General features: G+C 60.0%; 17 protein-coding genes and 1 pseudogene. 7 read left to right on the top strand and 11 right to left on the bottom strand.

Features of this window, described 5'->3' with window-relative positions:
* From AC1DW2_RS41570 to AC1DW2_RS41550, 5 genes are all read right to left on the bottom strand, one after another.
* Positions 1-1,011: ABC transporter permease (locus tag AC1DW2_RS41570; RefSeq protein WP_477008974.1), on the bottom strand; the 1,011-nt coding region annotated here is incomplete at its 3' end.
* 7 nt (positions 1,012-1,018) lie between these two features.
* Positions 1,019-2,035 (bottom strand): ABC transporter substrate-binding protein, encoded by a 1,017-nt coding sequence (locus AC1DW2_RS41565; protein ID WP_477008973.1) that lies wholly within the window; start codon positions 2,033-2,035, stop codon positions 1,019-1,021.
* A 45-nt stretch (positions 2,036-2,080) separates the two neighbouring features.
* Entirely contained in the window at positions 2,081-2,494 is a 414-nt protein-coding gene (locus AC1DW2_RS41560; protein ID WP_063985295.1) for a Rieske (2Fe-2S) protein, read from the bottom strand.
* On the bottom strand, positions 2,494-3,597 hold the full coding sequence (locus AC1DW2_RS41555; RefSeq protein ID WP_477008972.1) for an amidohydrolase family protein: 1,104 nt from the start codon (positions 3,595-3,597) through the stop codon (positions 2,494-2,496). Before AC1DW2_RS41555 ends, AC1DW2_RS41560 begins: the two co-directional genes overlap by 1 nt.
* Positions 3,594-4,724 carry an amidohydrolase family protein gene (locus AC1DW2_RS41550; protein WP_477008971.1) on the bottom strand — a complete coding sequence of 377 codons (1,131 nt, stop codon included), beginning with the start codon at positions 4,722-4,724 and terminating at the stop codon, positions 3,594-3,596. Before AC1DW2_RS41550 ends, AC1DW2_RS41555 begins: the two co-directional genes overlap by 4 nt.
* Before the next feature lie 144 nt (positions 4,725-4,868).
* Between AC1DW2_RS41550 and AC1DW2_RS41545 the strand changes: the two genes are divergently transcribed.
* Positions 4,869-5,372, top strand: a complete 504-nt coding sequence (locus AC1DW2_RS41545) for a MarR family winged helix-turn-helix transcriptional regulator (protein WP_477008970.1) — start codon at positions 4,869-4,871, stop codon at positions 5,370-5,372.
* A gap of 241 nt (positions 5,373-5,613) precedes the next feature.
* Here the strand turns inward: AC1DW2_RS41545 and AC1DW2_RS41540 are convergent, their stop codons facing one another.
* Positions 5,614-6,087, bottom strand: coding sequence for an Arm DNA-binding domain-containing protein (locus AC1DW2_RS41540; RefSeq protein WP_477008975.1), 474 nt, complete (start codon positions 6,085-6,087; stop codon positions 5,614-5,616).
* A gap of 723 nt (positions 6,088-6,810) precedes the next feature.
* Here AC1DW2_RS41540 and AC1DW2_RS41535 point away from each other — a divergent pair.
* The 4 genes from AC1DW2_RS41535 to AC1DW2_RS41520 all read left to right on the top strand — a co-directional run bounded on the left by AC1DW2_RS41535 (position 6,811) and on the right by AC1DW2_RS41520 (position 10,017).
* Complete coding sequence (locus AC1DW2_RS41535) at positions 6,811-7,638, top strand: fructose 1,6-bisphosphatase (RefSeq protein ID WP_477008969.1); 828 nt, start codon at positions 6,811-6,813, stop codon at positions 7,636-7,638.
* Positions 7,638-7,955 (top strand): fructose 1,6-bisphosphatase, encoded by a 318-nt coding sequence (locus AC1DW2_RS41530; protein ID WP_477008968.1) that lies wholly within the window; start codon positions 7,638-7,640, stop codon positions 7,953-7,955. Before AC1DW2_RS41535 ends, AC1DW2_RS41530 begins: the two co-directional genes overlap by 1 nt.
* 50 nt (positions 7,956-8,005) lie before the next feature.
* Positions 8,006-9,193: a 6-phosphofructokinase gene (locus AC1DW2_RS41525; protein ID WP_477008967.1), complete on the top strand. Its 1,188-nt coding sequence runs from the start codon at positions 8,006-8,008 to the stop codon at positions 9,191-9,193.
* 92 nt (positions 9,194-9,285) lie between these two features.
* Positions 9,286-10,017: a protein-L-isoaspartate(D-aspartate) O-methyltransferase gene (locus AC1DW2_RS41520; protein WP_477008966.1), complete on the top strand. Its 732-nt coding sequence runs from the start codon at positions 9,286-9,288 to the stop codon at positions 10,015-10,017.
* 803 nt (positions 10,018-10,820) lie between these two features.
* Here AC1DW2_RS41520 and AC1DW2_RS41515 read toward each other — a convergent pair.
* Positions 10,821-11,030, bottom strand: coding sequence for a cold-shock protein (locus tag AC1DW2_RS41515; RefSeq protein WP_477008965.1), 210 nt, complete (start codon positions 11,028-11,030; stop codon positions 10,821-10,823).
* Positions 11,031-11,341: 311 nt separating this feature from the next.
* Here AC1DW2_RS41515 and AC1DW2_RS41510 point away from each other — a divergent pair, with 311 nt between their 5' ends.
* Positions 11,342-11,554 (top strand): hypothetical protein, encoded by a 213-nt coding sequence (locus AC1DW2_RS41510; RefSeq protein WP_476076384.1) that lies wholly within the window; start codon positions 11,342-11,344, stop codon positions 11,552-11,554.
* A gap of 148 nt (positions 11,555-11,702) precedes the next feature.
* On the opposite strand, the gene AC1DW2_RS41505 is transcribed toward AC1DW2_RS41510, so the two are convergent.
* Together AC1DW2_RS41505 and AC1DW2_RS41500 are read right to left on the bottom strand one after the other, a co-directional pair.
* Positions 11,703-14,486, bottom strand: coding sequence for a UPF0182 family membrane protein (locus tag AC1DW2_RS41505; RefSeq protein WP_477008964.1), 2,784 nt, complete (start codon positions 14,484-14,486; stop codon positions 11,703-11,705).
* 130 nt (positions 14,487-14,616) lie between these two features.
* Positions 14,617-14,760 (bottom strand): annotated as a pseudogene (locus AC1DW2_RS41500) (SUMF1/EgtB/PvdO family nonheme iron enzyme); the annotation flags it as partial.
* Between the two features lie 306 nt (positions 14,761-15,066).
* Here AC1DW2_RS41500 and AC1DW2_RS41495 point away from each other — a divergent pair.
* Positions 15,067-15,189: a hypothetical protein gene (locus AC1DW2_RS41495; RefSeq protein WP_256376430.1), complete on the top strand. Its 123-nt coding sequence runs from the start codon at positions 15,067-15,069 to the stop codon at positions 15,187-15,189.
* 35 nt (positions 15,190-15,224) lie between these two features.
* Here AC1DW2_RS41495 and AC1DW2_RS41490 read toward each other — a convergent pair whose 3' ends face one another.
* Both AC1DW2_RS41490 and fdh3B read right to left on the bottom strand, forming a co-directional pair.
* Positions 15,225-16,229, bottom strand: coding sequence for a formate dehydrogenase subunit gamma (locus AC1DW2_RS41490; protein ID WP_477008963.1), 1,005 nt, complete (start codon positions 16,227-16,229; stop codon positions 15,225-15,227).
* A gap of 42 nt (positions 16,230-16,271) precedes the next feature.
* Positions 16,272-16,868: a formate dehydrogenase FDH3 subunit beta gene (gene fdh3B, locus AC1DW2_RS41485; protein ID WP_063985305.1), complete on the bottom strand. Its 597-nt coding sequence runs from the start codon at positions 16,866-16,868 to the stop codon at positions 16,272-16,274.
* Between the last annotated feature and the right edge of the window lie 84 nt (positions 16,869-16,952).

The raw sequence follows: 16,952 nt of genomic DNA, 5'->3' as shown, positions 1-16,952 counted from the left end.
GAACAGAACGCAAAAGGCAAAGGTCGCCCATCGCCATGCACCGAGTTTCATCACCGAAGGCGAATAGCCCTTGCCGGTGATGGTCTGAAAACTCCGGCCGCGCAGCATCCGCCGCTGCAGAAGAACGATCAGGAACAATAGCGCCATGATGACGAAGCTGATCGCGGTTGCATACTGATATTGCGGCGGCGACCGCTGGTTGATCGAGTCGTAGATGTCCGTCGTGATGACCCGAATTCCCGCCGGTGAGCCGAAGAAGAGCGGCGACTCGAAATTCTCGATGCCGCGAATGAAGCTCAGGATGGCCGCACCGGTCAGCGCGGGCAGCATAAGCTGCAATGTGACAGAGCGAAAAGTTCGCAGGCGTGATGCGCCGCACATGGTCGCCGCCTCCTCGAGACTCGGATCCATCGCTCGGAAGGCGTCCACGATAAGAAGAAACAGGAACGGCACGGAATACTGCATCATGTGCCAGACTACGCCGCCATATGAATAGACGTTGATCGGCGCTGTCTCCGATCCCGTGACCCACTGATAGAGCTGATTGAGCAATCCGACCTGCGGATTGCCGAGCATGCCCCACGCCATTGCGGTCAGGATGGGGGGAATGAAGAATGGCAGCGTGATCAGGACTTCCAGAGCCGCCCGGAATGGCGTGTCGGTTCGCGCCAGTATCCAGGCGAGCAGAACGGCCAGGATTACCGAAGGGATGGTCTTGGCCAGGGATATGCCGACGGTGTTGAGGAGTGTCACCGCGCTTTGCAGCGTGATGACGTCGCGATATCCGTCCAGATTGAAAGTGCCGGCCATTCCCGGCGGCGTCGAATGCAGGCTTCCATAGAGCAGCATCGACAGCGGATAGACGGAAAGGAAGGCGAGAACGACGACGAGCAGAGCGAGCGCCGCAAGGCGGCCTGCCGCAGTCGCCTGCAGCCACCGCCCGATCCCGCTCAGGCCGGTCGTACGCCTCTCGACGAGGTTGTTCACTCCCTCTCCGGCTGAAACGCTCATGGGTCTCTCAGGGGTAAAGCTTCTTGGCGAGATCCATCATCGAGGAGCGCTCAGCCAGCTTGGCGGGACCGATGATCTTGGCATTCACGAACTGCTGCGCGTCCGGATTGGCGCGCTCGGCGGCCGCGGCGTTCACCGGAAGCATCCAGGCGTTCGCGTAGAGCAATTGCGACTCGACGCTGAGGAAGTGGTCGATGAACAAACGCGCAGCGTTGGGATGCGGCGCGTTCTTGAGCACCGCGAGATCCATCTCCGCGAAAGGTGCACCCTCCTTCGGAATCACGACTTTCACCGGCAGCCCCTTCAGATCGGACGTGAAGGCAAAGATCTGCGGGATATAGATGGCGTACTCGCCGCGAGCGACGCGCCGCGCGTCGTTTCGCATATCGCGGCTGAACACGGGCTTCTGCTCGGCGAGCTTCTGATTGAAGTCGGTGCCCATGGTCTTTTCCAGGATGGCGAACATGGTATTCCCGCTGCCGAGCGGCCGCATGTCGTCCGAGAGGATCTTGCCCTTCCATTTGGGATCGTTGAGATCGTTCCAGCTCGTCGGGATGTCCTGCTCCTTGACCAGCCGCGTGTTGATGAGGATGCCCATCGGCTGCATGAAAGCCGGCACGCTGTATTCATTGGCTTTGAACGGCGGTCGCAAATGGGCGGCATTCGGGATCGGCGGCAGTTTCTGCACRAAATCGCCGTTCTTGCGTTGCTCCTCGATCATGGTCGTCGTGACCATTTCCGCGTCGCCCAGGAAGCGGCCGGCCGCCTGCTCGGTGCGGATGCGCTCGGAGAGCTCACTGGCACGGAGGTCGAGACTCTCGACCGGAATTCCGTACTTCGCTTCGAACGACTTGAGGACAGCCGTGAAGTAGGGAGCGCCCAAGGCCATGTTGTAGACCACGACCTTGCCTTCCTTCTTGGCGGCCTCGATGACCTTGTCCCAAGAACCGTCCTCGGCGTGCGCGGAGCTCAACAGACCCACGAAACAGGCGACAGCCGCCGACATCCCTAGCTTGAACAACACTTACTCCTCCCAATGCTCTTTTTTGCTTTGGCAATCCGCTGGTCTTCAGACTTCCAGGACAACATATTGCTTGTCGATCGTGACCTGAAACGTTTCGGCGCGCAGCTCGCCTTCGATCAGCGCGCCTCCGGGCTCGACTTTCAATTCATAGCTTCGGACCTTGGTGCGATCTGGCTCGCACCATGACCGCCCGGTTCGCAGATCGAATTCCCAGCCATGCCACGGGCAGCGCAACAACTCACCACGCCGGCTGTATTGATAGTCACCAGGCCCCGTCGCCTCGACGAGCCCGACGATGCGCCCCTTGCACAAGGACGCCCCCTCATGCGGGCAACGATTGCCGACGGCGAAATACTCGCCCTCGACATTGAAGATGCCGATCTCGCGTCCATTGACCTGGACCAGCAGGCGCTGGCCCGGCGGGATCTGATCCACGGTCGCAACCACATGCCGCGCCATCAGTCCAACCTGTAGAACTTGCGCGCATTCTCGTAGAGAAGCTGCTCGCGCTGGGCCTGCGTGAGGTTGGCGCGAAACGCGTAGCGCGGATCGTCGAAATCCCAATGCGGGTAGTCGGTGGAAAACAGCAGCCGATCCCATCCAATCCTGTCGAACAGATCGATCAATTCGGCTGACGTCGCCGGCTCTTCCATCGGCTGCGTGCTGAACCACACCTGCTCGCGCACATATTCCGACGGCGGCTTCTTCACATGAGGAACCTCGCCCCGAAGCCGCGCCCAGTGCTTGTCCATGCGCGCATTGAGCGAGGGCACCCAGCCCAACCCGCCCTCCATGATCACGACGCGCAACTCGGGAAAGCGCGCCAGGACCCCTTCGAAGACAAGGCTGGCCACGACCGCCTGCATGGTCTGGGCGACCGAGTGATGTTCCTCCATGTAATAGGATGTCCATCCGCCGCCGGTCGACGGATGGCCATTGGTGCCGCCGACATGAATCGTGATCGGCAGGTTGTTGCGCACGGCCGCCTCATAGATCGGCCAGTAGCGCCGGCGTCCGAGCGGCTCGTCGGTCTTGGGCAGGATCAGTATCTGGGTAAAGTTGGGATCCCCTCCCCTGGAATCGATCTCGGCGACGGAGGCAACCGTGTCCTCCTGGGCGATCAGCACCGAGGCCCTCAAACGCGGCTCCTGCTTCACCCAGCGTTCGACCTGCCAGGTATTCATCGCGCGGGTCAACGCGACGCCAAGGTCGAGATTTCTCTGACTGCCCGGATTCCAGCGCAGGGGTATCAACATGCCCACCTCGATCCCGTTCGGATCGAGGTGCTGCTTCTTCATCAGGTCAAGGCTCGATCCCGGCGGCCCGCCCTCCTCCGGATAGGCATCGATCCGCGCAGCGTCGGGCGACATGCGCGGATGCGACAGTGCCTCGGAGAAAGCGTGGCGCAGGTGGCTGCCGTAGACCGTGAGATGCTCGATCCATTGCCTTTCCAGATAGGGATGCACCTCGGTCCAGGAGGTCATCGCCGGATGGATGTCGCAATCGATCACTCTCAGCTTGTAATTCGAGGCCTGTGGCCGCTCGAGTTCAACGGTGCTCATGGCACAGCCTCCACGGTCTGATCGGCCTTGGCCAATCGCGAGTAAGTCGCAAGCGCATTTTCACTTGCGATCTTGCGGAAGAGCGTATCGGAGAGCCCGCCGGACAGGACCGCGTCCCCGTCGAAATGCCAATGCGGATAGTCCGTCGAGAACAGGAACAGTTCGTCCGACTTGATGTGATCGGCGAGCCGCATGATGGCCTCACCCTCGTCTGCCGCATCGACCGGCTGGACGGTGAAACGCACATTATTGCGGATGATCTCCGACGGCGTGCGCGTGACCCACGGAACTTCGGCTCGCACGCCTTTCCATGTCTTGTCGGCGCGCCAGATGAATCCGCTCAGCCACGTCAACCCGGATTCGATTGCAACGACCTTGAGCCCGGGGAACTTCGCGAACACGCCCTCCGATATCAGGCTTTGAAGCTGGCTCTCGAATGCTGCGGATTGCGCCACATAGTCCTCGACATAGTGGGACGGCCACCCGACGGCGGTAGGCGCATATCGATAGGCGCTTCCTGCGTGAATTCCGATCGTCAGGCCGAGGCGCTCGGCGCGTTCGTAGATGGGCCAGAGATGTCGCCGGCCCAGCGTCGTTTCACCGGACACCAGCATGAGCACCTGCACGAACCGGAAGTCGTCGGCGCGGCGGTCGATTTCCGCCACGGCGAGTTCCGCGTTGTGCGACGGGATCACGATCGAGGCGCGGAGGCGCGGATCCCGATTGAGCCAGTGATCCCTGATCCAGTCGTTGGTCGCTCGGCAGAACGCTGCCGCCATATCCTCACTGTGAAGGACCTGCGCGCCATAGAGACAGTTTAGAATTCCATAGCGCGGTCGAAACCGATCGAGCACATGGTCTTGCATCGCTTCGAGCGAGGAGCCCGCCTTCGCGCCGCCCGGGAGAAGCCAGTCTGGACGACAGGACAGCGGCGAGTTCTGCGGATAGCTGGTCAGGCTCAGATTGAGACGATCGAGCGCGCGGACGGAGACCATCTCGCGCCAATAATCGTCCAGATAGGGCAGGAGGACGCCCATCCCGGGCACAGCCGGATGAAGGTCGCAATCGATTGCGCCGGCATACGTCCTCGCCTGATCAAGACCGGCGACCAAGCCGTTTCCTTCCATGTCACTCTCGCCACTTTTTTCTTGGAATTGGGAGATTGGACTCTATGTTGATATGTCAATAAATGTTTTGTCAAGAAATTTGATCTGGATCAATGCGCTGCAAAATGCGGGACTTGGAACGAAGTCCATTGGAGATCTTCGAAAATGCCGGCGACCAAGAAATTCGAGAGGGAGAAAGCTTCGGACGAACGTTCCCGGAATGCCGGAATGCTGGCCCGTGAACATGTGGCCGTGCTGGTGTCGACCCTCGGCATGCGCCTCAACAGAGGCGCGACCGCGTATTACCGCGCGGCCTGGAACATCGGCATCGTGGAATGGCGTCTTCTCATGACGCTCAAGAGCATCGAATCCCTCAATGTCAGTGAACTTTCCGACGCTGCCGACGTCGACAAGGCTGCAGCAAGTCGCAGTCTCGCCATCCTGRCGGATCGAGGGCTGATCTCGATCGAGCAGACTCGCTCCCGTGGCAGAGCCGCTATCGCCAAGCTTACCCGCGAAGGTAGAGATTTCGCCACTAGAATGGCCGAAGCCTCGCGTAAGCGCGAGGCTCGGCTATTCAAAGATTTCCCAATCGCCGACAAAAAACAATTGTCGCAACTTCTACATCAGCTTTCTAATGCCTTGGATCATGCTGATTGGGAGCACTAACGGATCCCACAGCAGCGGCAGGATCAAATGAGCTACGATGCTCAAGTCCACCCCGCAGAACGTTTCTCGATAGGATGTCCCCGTCTCACTCACGGCACGCGCGACGCTCTTGCCCTCCTTAGGGAGACGGCCGGCGGTTTCGGATCGCCCCCAAAGTCCTGCTAGGTGGTGCATTGTTCCGAAAGTTGTAGCCGTCTCTCGCTTTTCAACCCGGATCGCCCGCAACAATTCGTAGACGTGGCTAGGCTTGATCTCTGGGATCGTGAGTTTCCAATTGTCGGGCCAGCGTACCGTTTGAGCGACGACGGCCATTGACCGCGATGCTTCGTGCTCCAGATCGACCAGTGCTCGCGCATGTAGATTTCGGCGCACAGCTCGAAAGTAGGCAGGGTGACCTTGGTCTCTCCGGCTTTCGCTTCCTCAGGCGCCGCTCGCTTCTCCACACGATGTCGACGCCGGGTGCGCTGCGATCGCCTTTGACACGAAGACGCGCTGCGTCGCGGACAAGCCGCGCGTCCTTTAGCGACACGTCCTTGAGCGATCCTAGACCGAGCCAGCGCGGCTTACCTTCTTTCCAGTACCGGTAGCACCAGTTCTTGCAATCGCGATGACGAGGTAGAGACCGTCGCCGTTGTTGTTGCTGGCTGAGAAGATGATGACGGCACTGCGAAAATGCGAATAACTTCCGTTGGTCACTTTTGAGGGGCTGTGTGATAGGCCAAGCGGTCTCCCATCCTCAAGCAAGTCGATCTGGTCGGACCACTGTCAAAGTCTTGGCACTGGCCTGTTTCCGGCGACAGTGGCCTAGTTTGAAATGACAACGTGGCCCGTTTTGTTCTGGGCCAACCATACGGTGTATTCACGGGCGGAACACGCCGTCATAGACTGCCGAACTTTCCCGGTCTTGGCACGATCTGCAATAGACGCCGCATTCTGACGGGCAATATCATTTCCCGTTTCAGGACTATGGAGGGCGGGCGCGCTTCGCGGGCTAGCTCTTAGTCCGTATTCCTGACCGCCTCAGCTAGTATGGCGTAAAGCTGGCGCTTGCTGAGCTCTTTGGGCTGCCGCTTCTCCAGTGGTTTCGACACCTTCTTACCTACAGTGCGGGCACAAGCGGCGGACAATGCCGCTCTCTTCCGGTCTACCCCTGTGAACGGAAATCGTCAGACTGCACCGGCATGTATCACGCGGGCCAAAACCGGACTCGTGCACCGCAGAAAATGATGGCGCATGATCTACTTATCCTATCGGTTCTGGAATGATCCTTAAGGTGGTTGAAGATCTCGGGAAGCGGATGAGCCCGAATTTTTCGAGCAGGAAGGGCATCTGCGGAACCTAACGTAACATCAGACGTTCTTCCGGCGTATGAGCAGCGCCGTCGCCCCGGCGCAGCCTGCGCAGAGGCGTCGCGCTGTGCTGGTCGGAGAGAAAGCTCATGAGACTCACTCTTTCGGTCATCAAGGCTGACGTTGGCTCAGTCGGCGGGCATACGAAGCCATCTTCACGCATGATGGCAGCTGTCGAGGGCGAGGTCGCGAAGGCGATCTGCAATGGTCTGTTGATCGACGGTTTTGTCTGCCACACCGGCGACGACATTGCGATCATCATGACGCACACTCGGGGCGAGGGGAGCTCCGAGATCCATCAACTCGCCTGGAAGGCGTTTCTTGCGGCCACTTCGGTTGCAAGGACTTCCGGTCTCTACGGCGCCGGCCAGGATCTTCTCGCAGACRCACCTTCCGGAAACATTCGCGGTGCCGGCCCGGGCGTCGCCGAGCTCAGCTTCGACCACAGCCTCTCGGGGCCGAGACCCGCGGAATCATTCATGGTGTTTGCCGCCGACAAATGCGGCCCCGGCGCCTATAATCTGCCGCTCTACCTCGCCTTCGCTGATCCCATGTATTGCGCCGGGCTGATGCTACCCCCGATGATCAAGGGATTCCGTTTCCATGTCATCGACATGGACCACACGGCGGGCGACAGCGTGATCGAACTCGACGCGCCCGAGGACAACTACCACATTGCCGCACTGCTCCGCGACAACGAGCGCTTTGGCATTGATCGCATCGTTTCTCAAACATATGGCGAGGTTGCCGCCGCCGTGTCGGCGCAACGTCTTCACGCAATCGCAGGCAAGTACACCGGCAAGGACGATCCGGTCGCAATCATCAGGAACCAGGGAATTTTCCCGGCGCCCGAGGAGATTGTCTCGCCCTTCGCCAAGGCACACTTCGTGGGCGCGATGCGCGCGGCTCGCATGTGATGCCGCTGATGCCCGTGCCGCTCAATACACCGGTCACTGGCATGTACTGCCTGCCGATCGTTTCTTGCGCTGGCTTTTCGGTCGACAAGGACGGCCGCTTTTCCGAGTCCTATACCGATTTCTTTGACAACCCGGCGTGGGACGAGGTGCGCCGGCGCGCGCAACGCAAGGCAATCGAGATGCGCAGCCAGGGCTGGTCCGGCGCTGCGATGCTGCCCTATTCTGAGCTGGAATATGGCGGCTTCCGCGACACCGTATCCGCACTCGTGAAGCGATTTCGGCTGCGTGAGGAGCGCAAGCCGGAAGCGGCCGAGTAGCGAAGCTGCGCTGTGCATCATTACGACCTGCCAATGCTGGGAGGTTTGGCTTGGCGAAAAGACGCATCGGCATTCTCACGGGCGGCGGCGACGTCGCCGGCCTCAACGCAGTCATCAAGAGCGTGACTTATCGCGGCAGTGAGAACGACATCGAGGTCGTCGGTCTCCGCCGTGGTTGGGAGGCCCTCACGCACCTGAACCTCGAGGACCCGACCAGCAGGTCTCACTATGTCATCCCGCTCAACCGTGAAAACACTCGCACTATCGACCGGCGCGGCGGCACCGTGCTGCACTCGAGCCGCGTCAATCCCTCCAAAATACAAAAGCTGCCCTATCATCTCGTCGGCAACGATGTTCCGGTCTCGCTGAGCACCAACGGCGGCATCGCGACAAAGACATGGGACCTCACCAGCCGGGTGCTCGCTAACCTTTCGGGACTTGGCATCGAACACCTGATCGCCATCGGTGGCGACGACACGCTCAGTTATGCGGCCAAGCTCAACGAACTCGGCGTCAAGATCATCGCCATCCCGAAGACGATGGATAATGACGTCCGCAACACCGAGTACTGTATCGGCTTCTCGACCGCGATCACCCGCGCCAGCGATGCCATCCAGCGGCAGCGCACCACCGTCGGCTCGCATGAGCGAATTGGCATTTTCCGCGTCTTTGGCCGCGATGCCGGATTTACGGCACTCTACACCGCGTATGCGACCTCGATACGATGCGTCATACCGGAGTATAAGGTCGACCTAGACAAGCTGATCCAGTTGCTCATCGAGGACAAGCGCGCCAATCCAAGCAACTACGCGCTGATCGTGCTCAGCGAGGGAGCTCAGTGGGAAGGCTACAAGCTGCGGGAATACGGCGAGCCTGACGCCTACGGTCACCGCAAGAAGGCCAACGTGGCGGAATCGCTTGCCGACGAAATCAAGCAGCGCACCGGCGAGGAGACGATCATCTCCGACCTCACCTACGACCTGCGATCGGGCGATCCGGACTTCATCGACAAGCTTGTGGCCCTGACTTTCGGCAACATGGCCTACGATGCCATCCTGGAAGGCAAAACCGGCCTCATGTCGGCGCTGGTAGAGGGCTGCTACGACCTCGTGCCCATCCCTGACGCCAAGCTAGGCCCGCGCAAATTGGACGTCGCCAGCAGCTACAACACGGAGCGCTATCGCCCCATCTACGGCAACAAGCAGGGGTTGCCGATCTTTCTCAACCGCGCGTCATAGATGGTGACCCAAGCGCCGGCATGACTGGTTGCTGCGGGTGCGTCGCAACCGGCCTTGTCGCCGCCGCGCCACCGAGATCGGAGAGACGGCTCATGAGGACCTTGCTGCTGCTCGTGCTTTCTATGGTGACCGTCGCGCACGAAGTGACCGCACAGGATACGCAATGCGTCCTCGAACGCGCCGCCATGGTCGAAACCATCCGGGCCTACGCCCGGTTCCACGTTAGTGTTTTGGGACAGCAGGGGCTGTCGGGGAGAGTCCTTGAGGCTATGGGGCAAACACAACGCCATCTGTTCATCCCTGAGCGATCTTGCTCCATCGCATACGCGGACATGCCGCTTCCGATCGGCGCCGGCCAGACCATATCGCAGCCATTCATCGTGGCCTTGATGACTCAGCTGGCTTACGTCGCGCCCGATGATGTTGTGCTCGAAGTCGGTACGGGTTCGGGCTATCAGGCTGCCATCCTTGCGCACCTGGCGCGAAAGGTCTGCACCATCGAGATCATCCCGCAGTTGGCCGCAGCCGCAGCCAAAACGCTCAAGGACCTCGCGTATGACAATGTGAGCGTTCGGCTTGGCGACGGCTATGCTGGCTGGCCCGATTGCGGTCCTTTTGAAGCAATCATCGTCACCGCAGCGCTCGGGCACGTACCGGCGCCGCTGATTGAGCAGCTCAAATTGGGTGGCCGGCTGGTGATGCCGGTGGGACCTGCCTACACCACTCAGGAGCTCACGGTGGTGGAAAAAACCGGCCCGGGCAAGACAACAATGCGCGCCGCCAGCCTCGTGCGGTTTGTACCCTTTACGCGCCCATCAGATTAAAAGCCAATCGACGTTTAACTCTTGAGCAGCACTTGCGCAGTCGCCTCGCTGGCTGGAGCCTTGCGGAAAGCGCCAGCTGTTCGAACCTGTCGGCTTCGGGTCAAAATCCGCATTGACCGCCGCGAAGTCCAACTTCCGCTCTGCCCCTGTTAACGGACATCGTCAGACGGTCAGTCAGGTCCACCACCAGTTGCAACTCAAAAAGACCCGCGCGCGAAGGGGAACCGAATGCGCTAGGTCGCATTTCTAGACGTACAGGCACACTTGCTACGTCAAGCTGACCCTTTCACGACAACTTCCGAAAGGATGGCGACCATGCCACGGGTGAAGCAAGCTGCGAAGCACGCACGCGCAACCAAAGCCGCCGCCGTGACGGCACTCGGTACGGCCGGACTGGGTCTCTCGCTGGCGGGGAGCGCATCCGCGCAAACATCTCGCCCAATCAGCGCTTCGTTCTTGGCGAAGAGGAAATGGCCGACGTCAGTCTCGCCACGTTCTATCTCTTCGATAAGGAAAATGCTGGAAGCGACGTGCAGTTAGCCGCCGTTGTTGTTCGCCGAGGTTGCGGTGGTTGCCGTGGCTGCCGTGGTTGCCGAGCTGTGCGTGGTTGCGGTGGCTGCGGGGGTTGCGGCGGCTGCTGCGCACGCTGGGGACGGTGCCGCTGGTGCTAAGTTCCACGACCTAGCGGATGAACGATAAAACTTAACGAACAATCGTGCGGCATCTCCGCCGCAGGTCGGCGATGATATCCCCCCTATAGCCTGCTTCTCAGTACATCCGTGAAACCGAAGCGTCGACCGATGTTATAGGGTCTTCAGATTTTCAGCGCTCGTCTTTCCGCGCCTCGGATCGGTCTTCTCCTCGAAGGAGACCTTCTGCCCTTCGGCTAGTCCATGAAGGCCCGCACGCTCGACGGCGCTAATGTGAACAAATACATCCGGCCCACCATTGTCCGGCTGAATAAAGCCAAAGCCCTTCTGGCCGTTGAACCACTTCACGACACCCGTTTCCATTATCCGTCTCCAACAATACCCACGAAAGAGTTCGTTACCCACAATCCGTGTGAGCAAATTCGATCCAGCGATGTCTTGGAAAGGCCCCCTCGGGGCGCGGCCATCAAGTCATTCAATAGGTCGAACCCCTTCACCATACCACCGGTGGCATGGGTTGCCACGGGAATGAGATGAGAGGGGCCCGCGGCTGGCCTCGGGTTCCGCGGCCTTCTCGAAGGGACTGTTCACGGCCCGCAAAACCTTGATTGCAATCAGCGGGCCGGCGGGCTTCTCTGTGCGGCGCACGCGCCCCAAATGCTGTAAGGAACACAATGCCCTACATCTTCTCGATCAACGACGACGTTCATCATCAAGCCCAGCGACCGCAGGGCCGCGCCGACAATGGCGGACGGACCGTCTACACTATTGTTGCATGCCTCCCGATTGAGGCGGACGGACGCATTCGATACCGCATCAAAAGCAAAACCGAGAATTTCGAGCGTGTTGTAACTGAAGATGAACTCAGTCAGTGGCTACAGCAGTAGGCGCGACAGTGGGCCTGTCGGTTGGTTTACAGGGGAGATCCAGCTCGACCTGCTTGCGGTCCACCTCGCTTCTCAGTGGCATTCGTACCGCGAGTGCAAACACCGCCTGCCCCTGTGTTCCGCAATGAGCGCCAAAGGAGCCGCGGCGCTAATGGCCCGTGGCGTGCCGGTTCATTTCCTCCAGAAGCTCGCGCATTGCGTCGAACTGCGTGCCAAAGCCTTTCCAGTCGCCGGACTTCAATCGTTCAACGGCCTGATTGTAGCGGTCGAGCGCCTCCCGTGCCTGACTTGCCGACGGGCGTGCGACAGGAATTTCCTCCTTCGTGTTCGAGACCGGCCGCACCGCGCCAGGCTCGATAAACAGTGCTGACAAGGCCTCGTCGAGCGTCTCCTTCATCACCACATGTTCACCATAGGCTGCGATCACGCGTTTCAGCTCCGGCAGGTGTCCGTGCTCCGCTCGCAAATAGAGCGGCGTTACATAGAGGATCGAGTTCTCGATTGGGATCACAAGCAGGTTCGCACCGCGTATCACCCGCGAACCCATCTGATTCCACAGCGTGATCTGCTGCGATATATCGGTGCTCTGATTGATCCGCGCTTCGATCTGGAACGGCCCGTAGACGAGCTTCTCCTTGGGAAACTCGTAGACAATCAGCTTGCCGTAGTCGGGCGCGTCGCAACGCGCGGCGAGCCACGCGATCATATTGTCGCGGCGGCTTGGCACCATGGGAAGCATGAGGAAAAACTCGGCCTGGGGCTCGCCGGGCAGTCGCATGATGATGTAATATGGGGCCATCGTCGCAATGCCGCCGCCGCCCGGCTGGCGCGGGAACTGCCAGAGATCCTCGCGGTTATAGAAAACGTCAGCGGCCTCCATGTGATAGCTCTGATAGAGTTGCGCCTGAATCAGGAACAGGTCCTCCGGATAGCGAATGTGCCTCTGCATATCCGCCGGCATGGCCGAGAATGGCTTGAACAGGCTCGGAAAGATACGCCTATAGGTCGCTGCAATCGGATCGCCGGTGTCCATCAGGTAAAAGTCGACGGTCCCGTTATAGGCATCGACGATGACCTTCACTGAATTGCGAATGTAGTTGATATCCTCGTCTTGCGCCGGCTGCGCGGAGGGGAAGTAGGAACTCACCGTGTAGGCGTCCTGCATCCAGAACATCCGCCCATTGCTGATGACCAGATAAGGATCGTGATCGAGCCTGAGGAACGGGGCGATCGTTCGTACTCTTTCCCCGATATTGCGCCGGATCATGATACGGCTGTCGGTCGTGATGTAGCTCGAGAGCAGTAGGTTCGGGTCGTTGAAGTAGTAAGCGAACAGGCCTCTCCACACCATCGCTCCTATCGGAACGCCGCCCGTACCGTCATAAGCCGCGTAGACATTGTCCTTTCCCTTCGGATAGTCGAACTCCGGCGTGCTCCCCTTGACGATGACGTAGTTGTCGCTCCGTTCGCCGTAGTAGAGGCGCGGCTCGTGGATTTTGGGGCCTCCATCCGCAACCGGAGGGATATCCCGCAAATAGAGCAGCGGTAGCCCCTCGGTGCTTTTGCGCGTGACCGGGCTCATCACCGCGCCATTGCCGTGAGTAAACAGCACGTGGCGGTTGACCCATGTCTGGGCATTCGGCGGCAGCAGGGAGGGCTGCAATTCGCGAGCCGAGAGCATTACGCTTTGGTAGGAGCCATCGAGCCAGTAGCGATCAACATCAAGATCATGGAATTTGTAGTAAGTGCGGATCTCTTGCAGCTGCGCGTAGGTGTCCGACAAGGGCAGCCAGTCCCACAGCCTGATATTGTCGATTGTCGCCTTGTTGGCGTCGAGCGTCTTGAAGCTAAGCTTCTGTTCCGCCGCAAACGGCTTGGCTGCGATCTGATCGAGATTGTAAGCCTGCCGGGTGAGCGCAATGTTGCGTTCGATATAGGGCCTTTCCAGCTCCAATTCGCTTGGTTTGACGAAGAACTCCCGGAACAGCACGGGAATCACGCTGGACAGCACGAAAGACCCGATCACGACAAGCAGGAACGCGCCGGCAGGAAGCCGGTAGGTGCGCACCCGCAAATTTGCCCACGTGGCGAACGCCGCGATGACCGAAAGTCCGATCATCAACCACAAGGCCGGGAGCCTCACGTGGACATCGGTGTAGCTTGCGCCGACGATCACACCGTTGTCGCCGTAGAGCAGCAGATAGCGATCAAGACCATAGGACCAGGCCTTCACCGCAAAGAAAAGACCGAGCAGCACCGAGCCGTGGGCAATCGCCATCGACGACATTGATCGGCGATGAAGGTCGTATTCGATATCGCCGTGCACCCAGTAGATCGCCGCGGCGAAAAGCGCGCTCAGAACGAGCGCGAGCATCATCCAGTTTTTGATGAGGATATAGGCGGGCAGCGAGAAGAGATAGAAGCCGATGTCCTTGTTGTAGAGCGGTTCGTCTGCGCCATATGGCACCTGATAGACAAACCGCAGGAAGACACCCCAGTTGCCGACTTCTGCGGCGGCGACGAGCAGAGCGAGCAAAGCTGCCCCACCTACGATCAACCGGGACCAGGGCAGTCGATCGCGTAAAAGCGCAAGCAAATCTGGCGGCGCGTTGCCCGCGAAGTTCCACACCGAAGCGGTGACAAGCTGTGTCGACCGCCGTCGGGCAAAGCGCAGTGCGAACCGTCCGTTCACCCAAAGGATGATGGCGGTTCCGGTCCAGACCGCAAAAAAGATGACGGTTTTCGCACCGATTGTCGTCCAAAAAACCTGCGGATAACTGATCGAGGAAAACCACAGCCAGTCGACGAGGAGGTCGCTCGCGAGCCAGAGCAGGATCAGGCAAACCCCAATGACAGCGGCCGCAACAGTGAGCCCGACCACGGCACTCTGCCTTGGTACCTTCCGTTCGGGTCCGGTGATCCCGATCGTCATGGCTTGATCATAGCGGAAATGAGGGACGCCCGCCGCTCGATTTCGCGGTCGGAATAGCGCCTCAAGGCGGGGGCACGGGTGCTCGAACCTGGGTCGCCAGGATCGCGAAACAGCGCAAAGTGGCGAGGTCCGCCGCGAATTCCCATTCGGCCTCGGTCGGAAGTTCCCTGCCTGCCCACTTGGCAAAAGCCTCGGCGTCGTTGAACGCCACATGCACGACCGGGTGCTCGTCCAGCCCGCGGATCGAGCTGCCCGGTCCGTAAGGCCGCCGCCAGCAGAAAACTTGTCATAATTCAAAGGCACGCGATGTGCCGATCATCGGCGCGACCTAAATGATCTGCGGACAGTTTTCTTCCTGACGGCTCTGCGATTACGCCAACGAGTCGCGACGATTGCCTATGTTGTTTCGTCAAACTACTGCTCGACAGCTGACTATGGTCGCTCCGTTCTTGTGGTAGATTCGGCGGCGCTATCGTGCCAACCGGCCAACCAACGATCGGATTTTGGCACGTGCTGATTCAGTTGTCCGCAGGTTGCTCGCTCATATAAACTACCCCCCGACCTCCCGCGGAGCGTTGCCATGAAAGCCTTCTTGCTCGCCTGCGCAGCCGCAATTGTGATCGCGGCGGCCGGTTTTGTCGTCCTTGACCAGATCCAGGAACCCGTCCAACAAGCGTTTGCGACGACGGGCGTGCGGCTCTGACCAAGCGCCTGGCACATTTATGGGCCGCGCGATCCCTACTCCGCCGCGGTGGCCGCCGGCCGGGGCCGTGCATTCGCTTCGGCGCGCGCATTCTGCTCTTCAAGCCAGAGCCCATGGTGCTCCTTGGCCCAGTTGACATCGACAGTGCCGCTGCCCATTGCCTCGAACGCGCCCTCCATACCGATCGTCCCGATATAGATGTGCGCCAGCATCGCCGCGATGAAGAGCATCGCCACGATGGAGTGAACGATCTGCGCGAACTGCATCCCTTCGATACCTGACAGATAGAACGGGAACATCAGCACATATCCGGTGGCCGCCACCAGGCCTCCGCCGATGACCACGATCCAATAGATCGCCTTCTGGCCGGCGTTGAAACGATAGGCCGGTGGATGATCGTGACCCACCATACCGCCACGGCGCTTGATCCAATCGACATCCGCCTTGTTCGGGACGTTGCCAGCGATCCACATCAGGAAGATCAGCACGACTCCGATGGTGAACGGAAAGCTGAGGTAGTTGTGCGCGTACTTCGCCCACTGCGACCATTCGGAAAACGCCTCGTGGCCAATCAACGGCAGGAGCAACGGACGGCCGAAGGTGATGTTCAATCCGGAAATCGCCAGAACGACAAAGCAGGTCGCAGTCATCCAATGCACGAAACGCTCGAATAAGGAAAAGCGCACGATTGTGCGGCCGGATCGTCCGCTTTCCAGACGGACCATGCCGCGCGTCAAATAGAAGATCACGAGAACCGCCAGCATGCCGAGGATGGCAACCCCGCCAATCCAGCGCAGCGCCACGTTGCGGAATTCACGCCACTCGCGGCCAGCCGGCTGCATGAGCACGCTGGAGCGCTGGTCGGGAATGCTGACGCGCCCCTGGATCCGGTCCATTTCCTGGAGCAACTGCCGCTCGTTAACCGAGCTCGCTGTCGGATTGACCTGCTGGGCCAGTGACGGTGCCGGCGCCGCAATGATCAACAGAAGCAATGCCCACGCGCCGATGGTGACTGGAATGAACCTTCCGGATGACGACATGAACTCCTCCTCGGCATCTGCGCCGCGTGGCCGCGGCCTGCTTCAGGACTCGATCGTCTCGCGATAGGCGGTTTTCCAGCCCCATGCGCCCGAGCCGTAGCCGCGCTTCAGTACGCGCTCTCTGTAGATCTGGGCGATGATCTCGCCATCGCCGGCGAGCAGCGATTTTGTCGAGCACATCTCGGCGCAGAGCGGCAGCTTGCCTTCGGCAAGCCGGTTCGCGCCGTATTTCTCGTATTCCTCCTTGCTGCCGTCGGCTTCGGGACCGCCGGCGCAATAGGTGCATTTGTCCATCTTGCCGCGGGAGCCGAAATTGCCGACCTTCGGATATTGCGGCGCGCCGAACGGACAGGCGTAGAAGCAATAGCCGCAGCCGATGCAGAGGTCCTTGGAGTGCAGCACCACGCCGTCGGCGGTGGTGTAGAAGCAGTTCACCGGACACACCGCAGCGCAGGGCGCATCGGTGCAGTGCATGCAGGCCATCGAGACCGAGCGTTCGCCCGGCTTGCCGTCATTGATGGTGACGACACGACGCCGGTTGATGCCCCAGGGGACCTCGTGCTCGTTCTTGCAGGCCGTCACGCAGGCGTTGCACTCGATGCAACGGTCGGCGTCGCAGAGAAATTTCATACGTGCCATCGTCGTTGCTCCTTATGCCGCCGCGATCTGGCAGAGTGTGACTTTCGTCTCCTGCATGTTCGTCGCGGGATCATACCCGTAGGT

The sequence above is a fragment of the Bradyrhizobium sp. P3_C3 genome (assembly GCF_056402655.1).
This window is presented reverse-complemented; position numbering and strand designations above follow the sequence as displayed.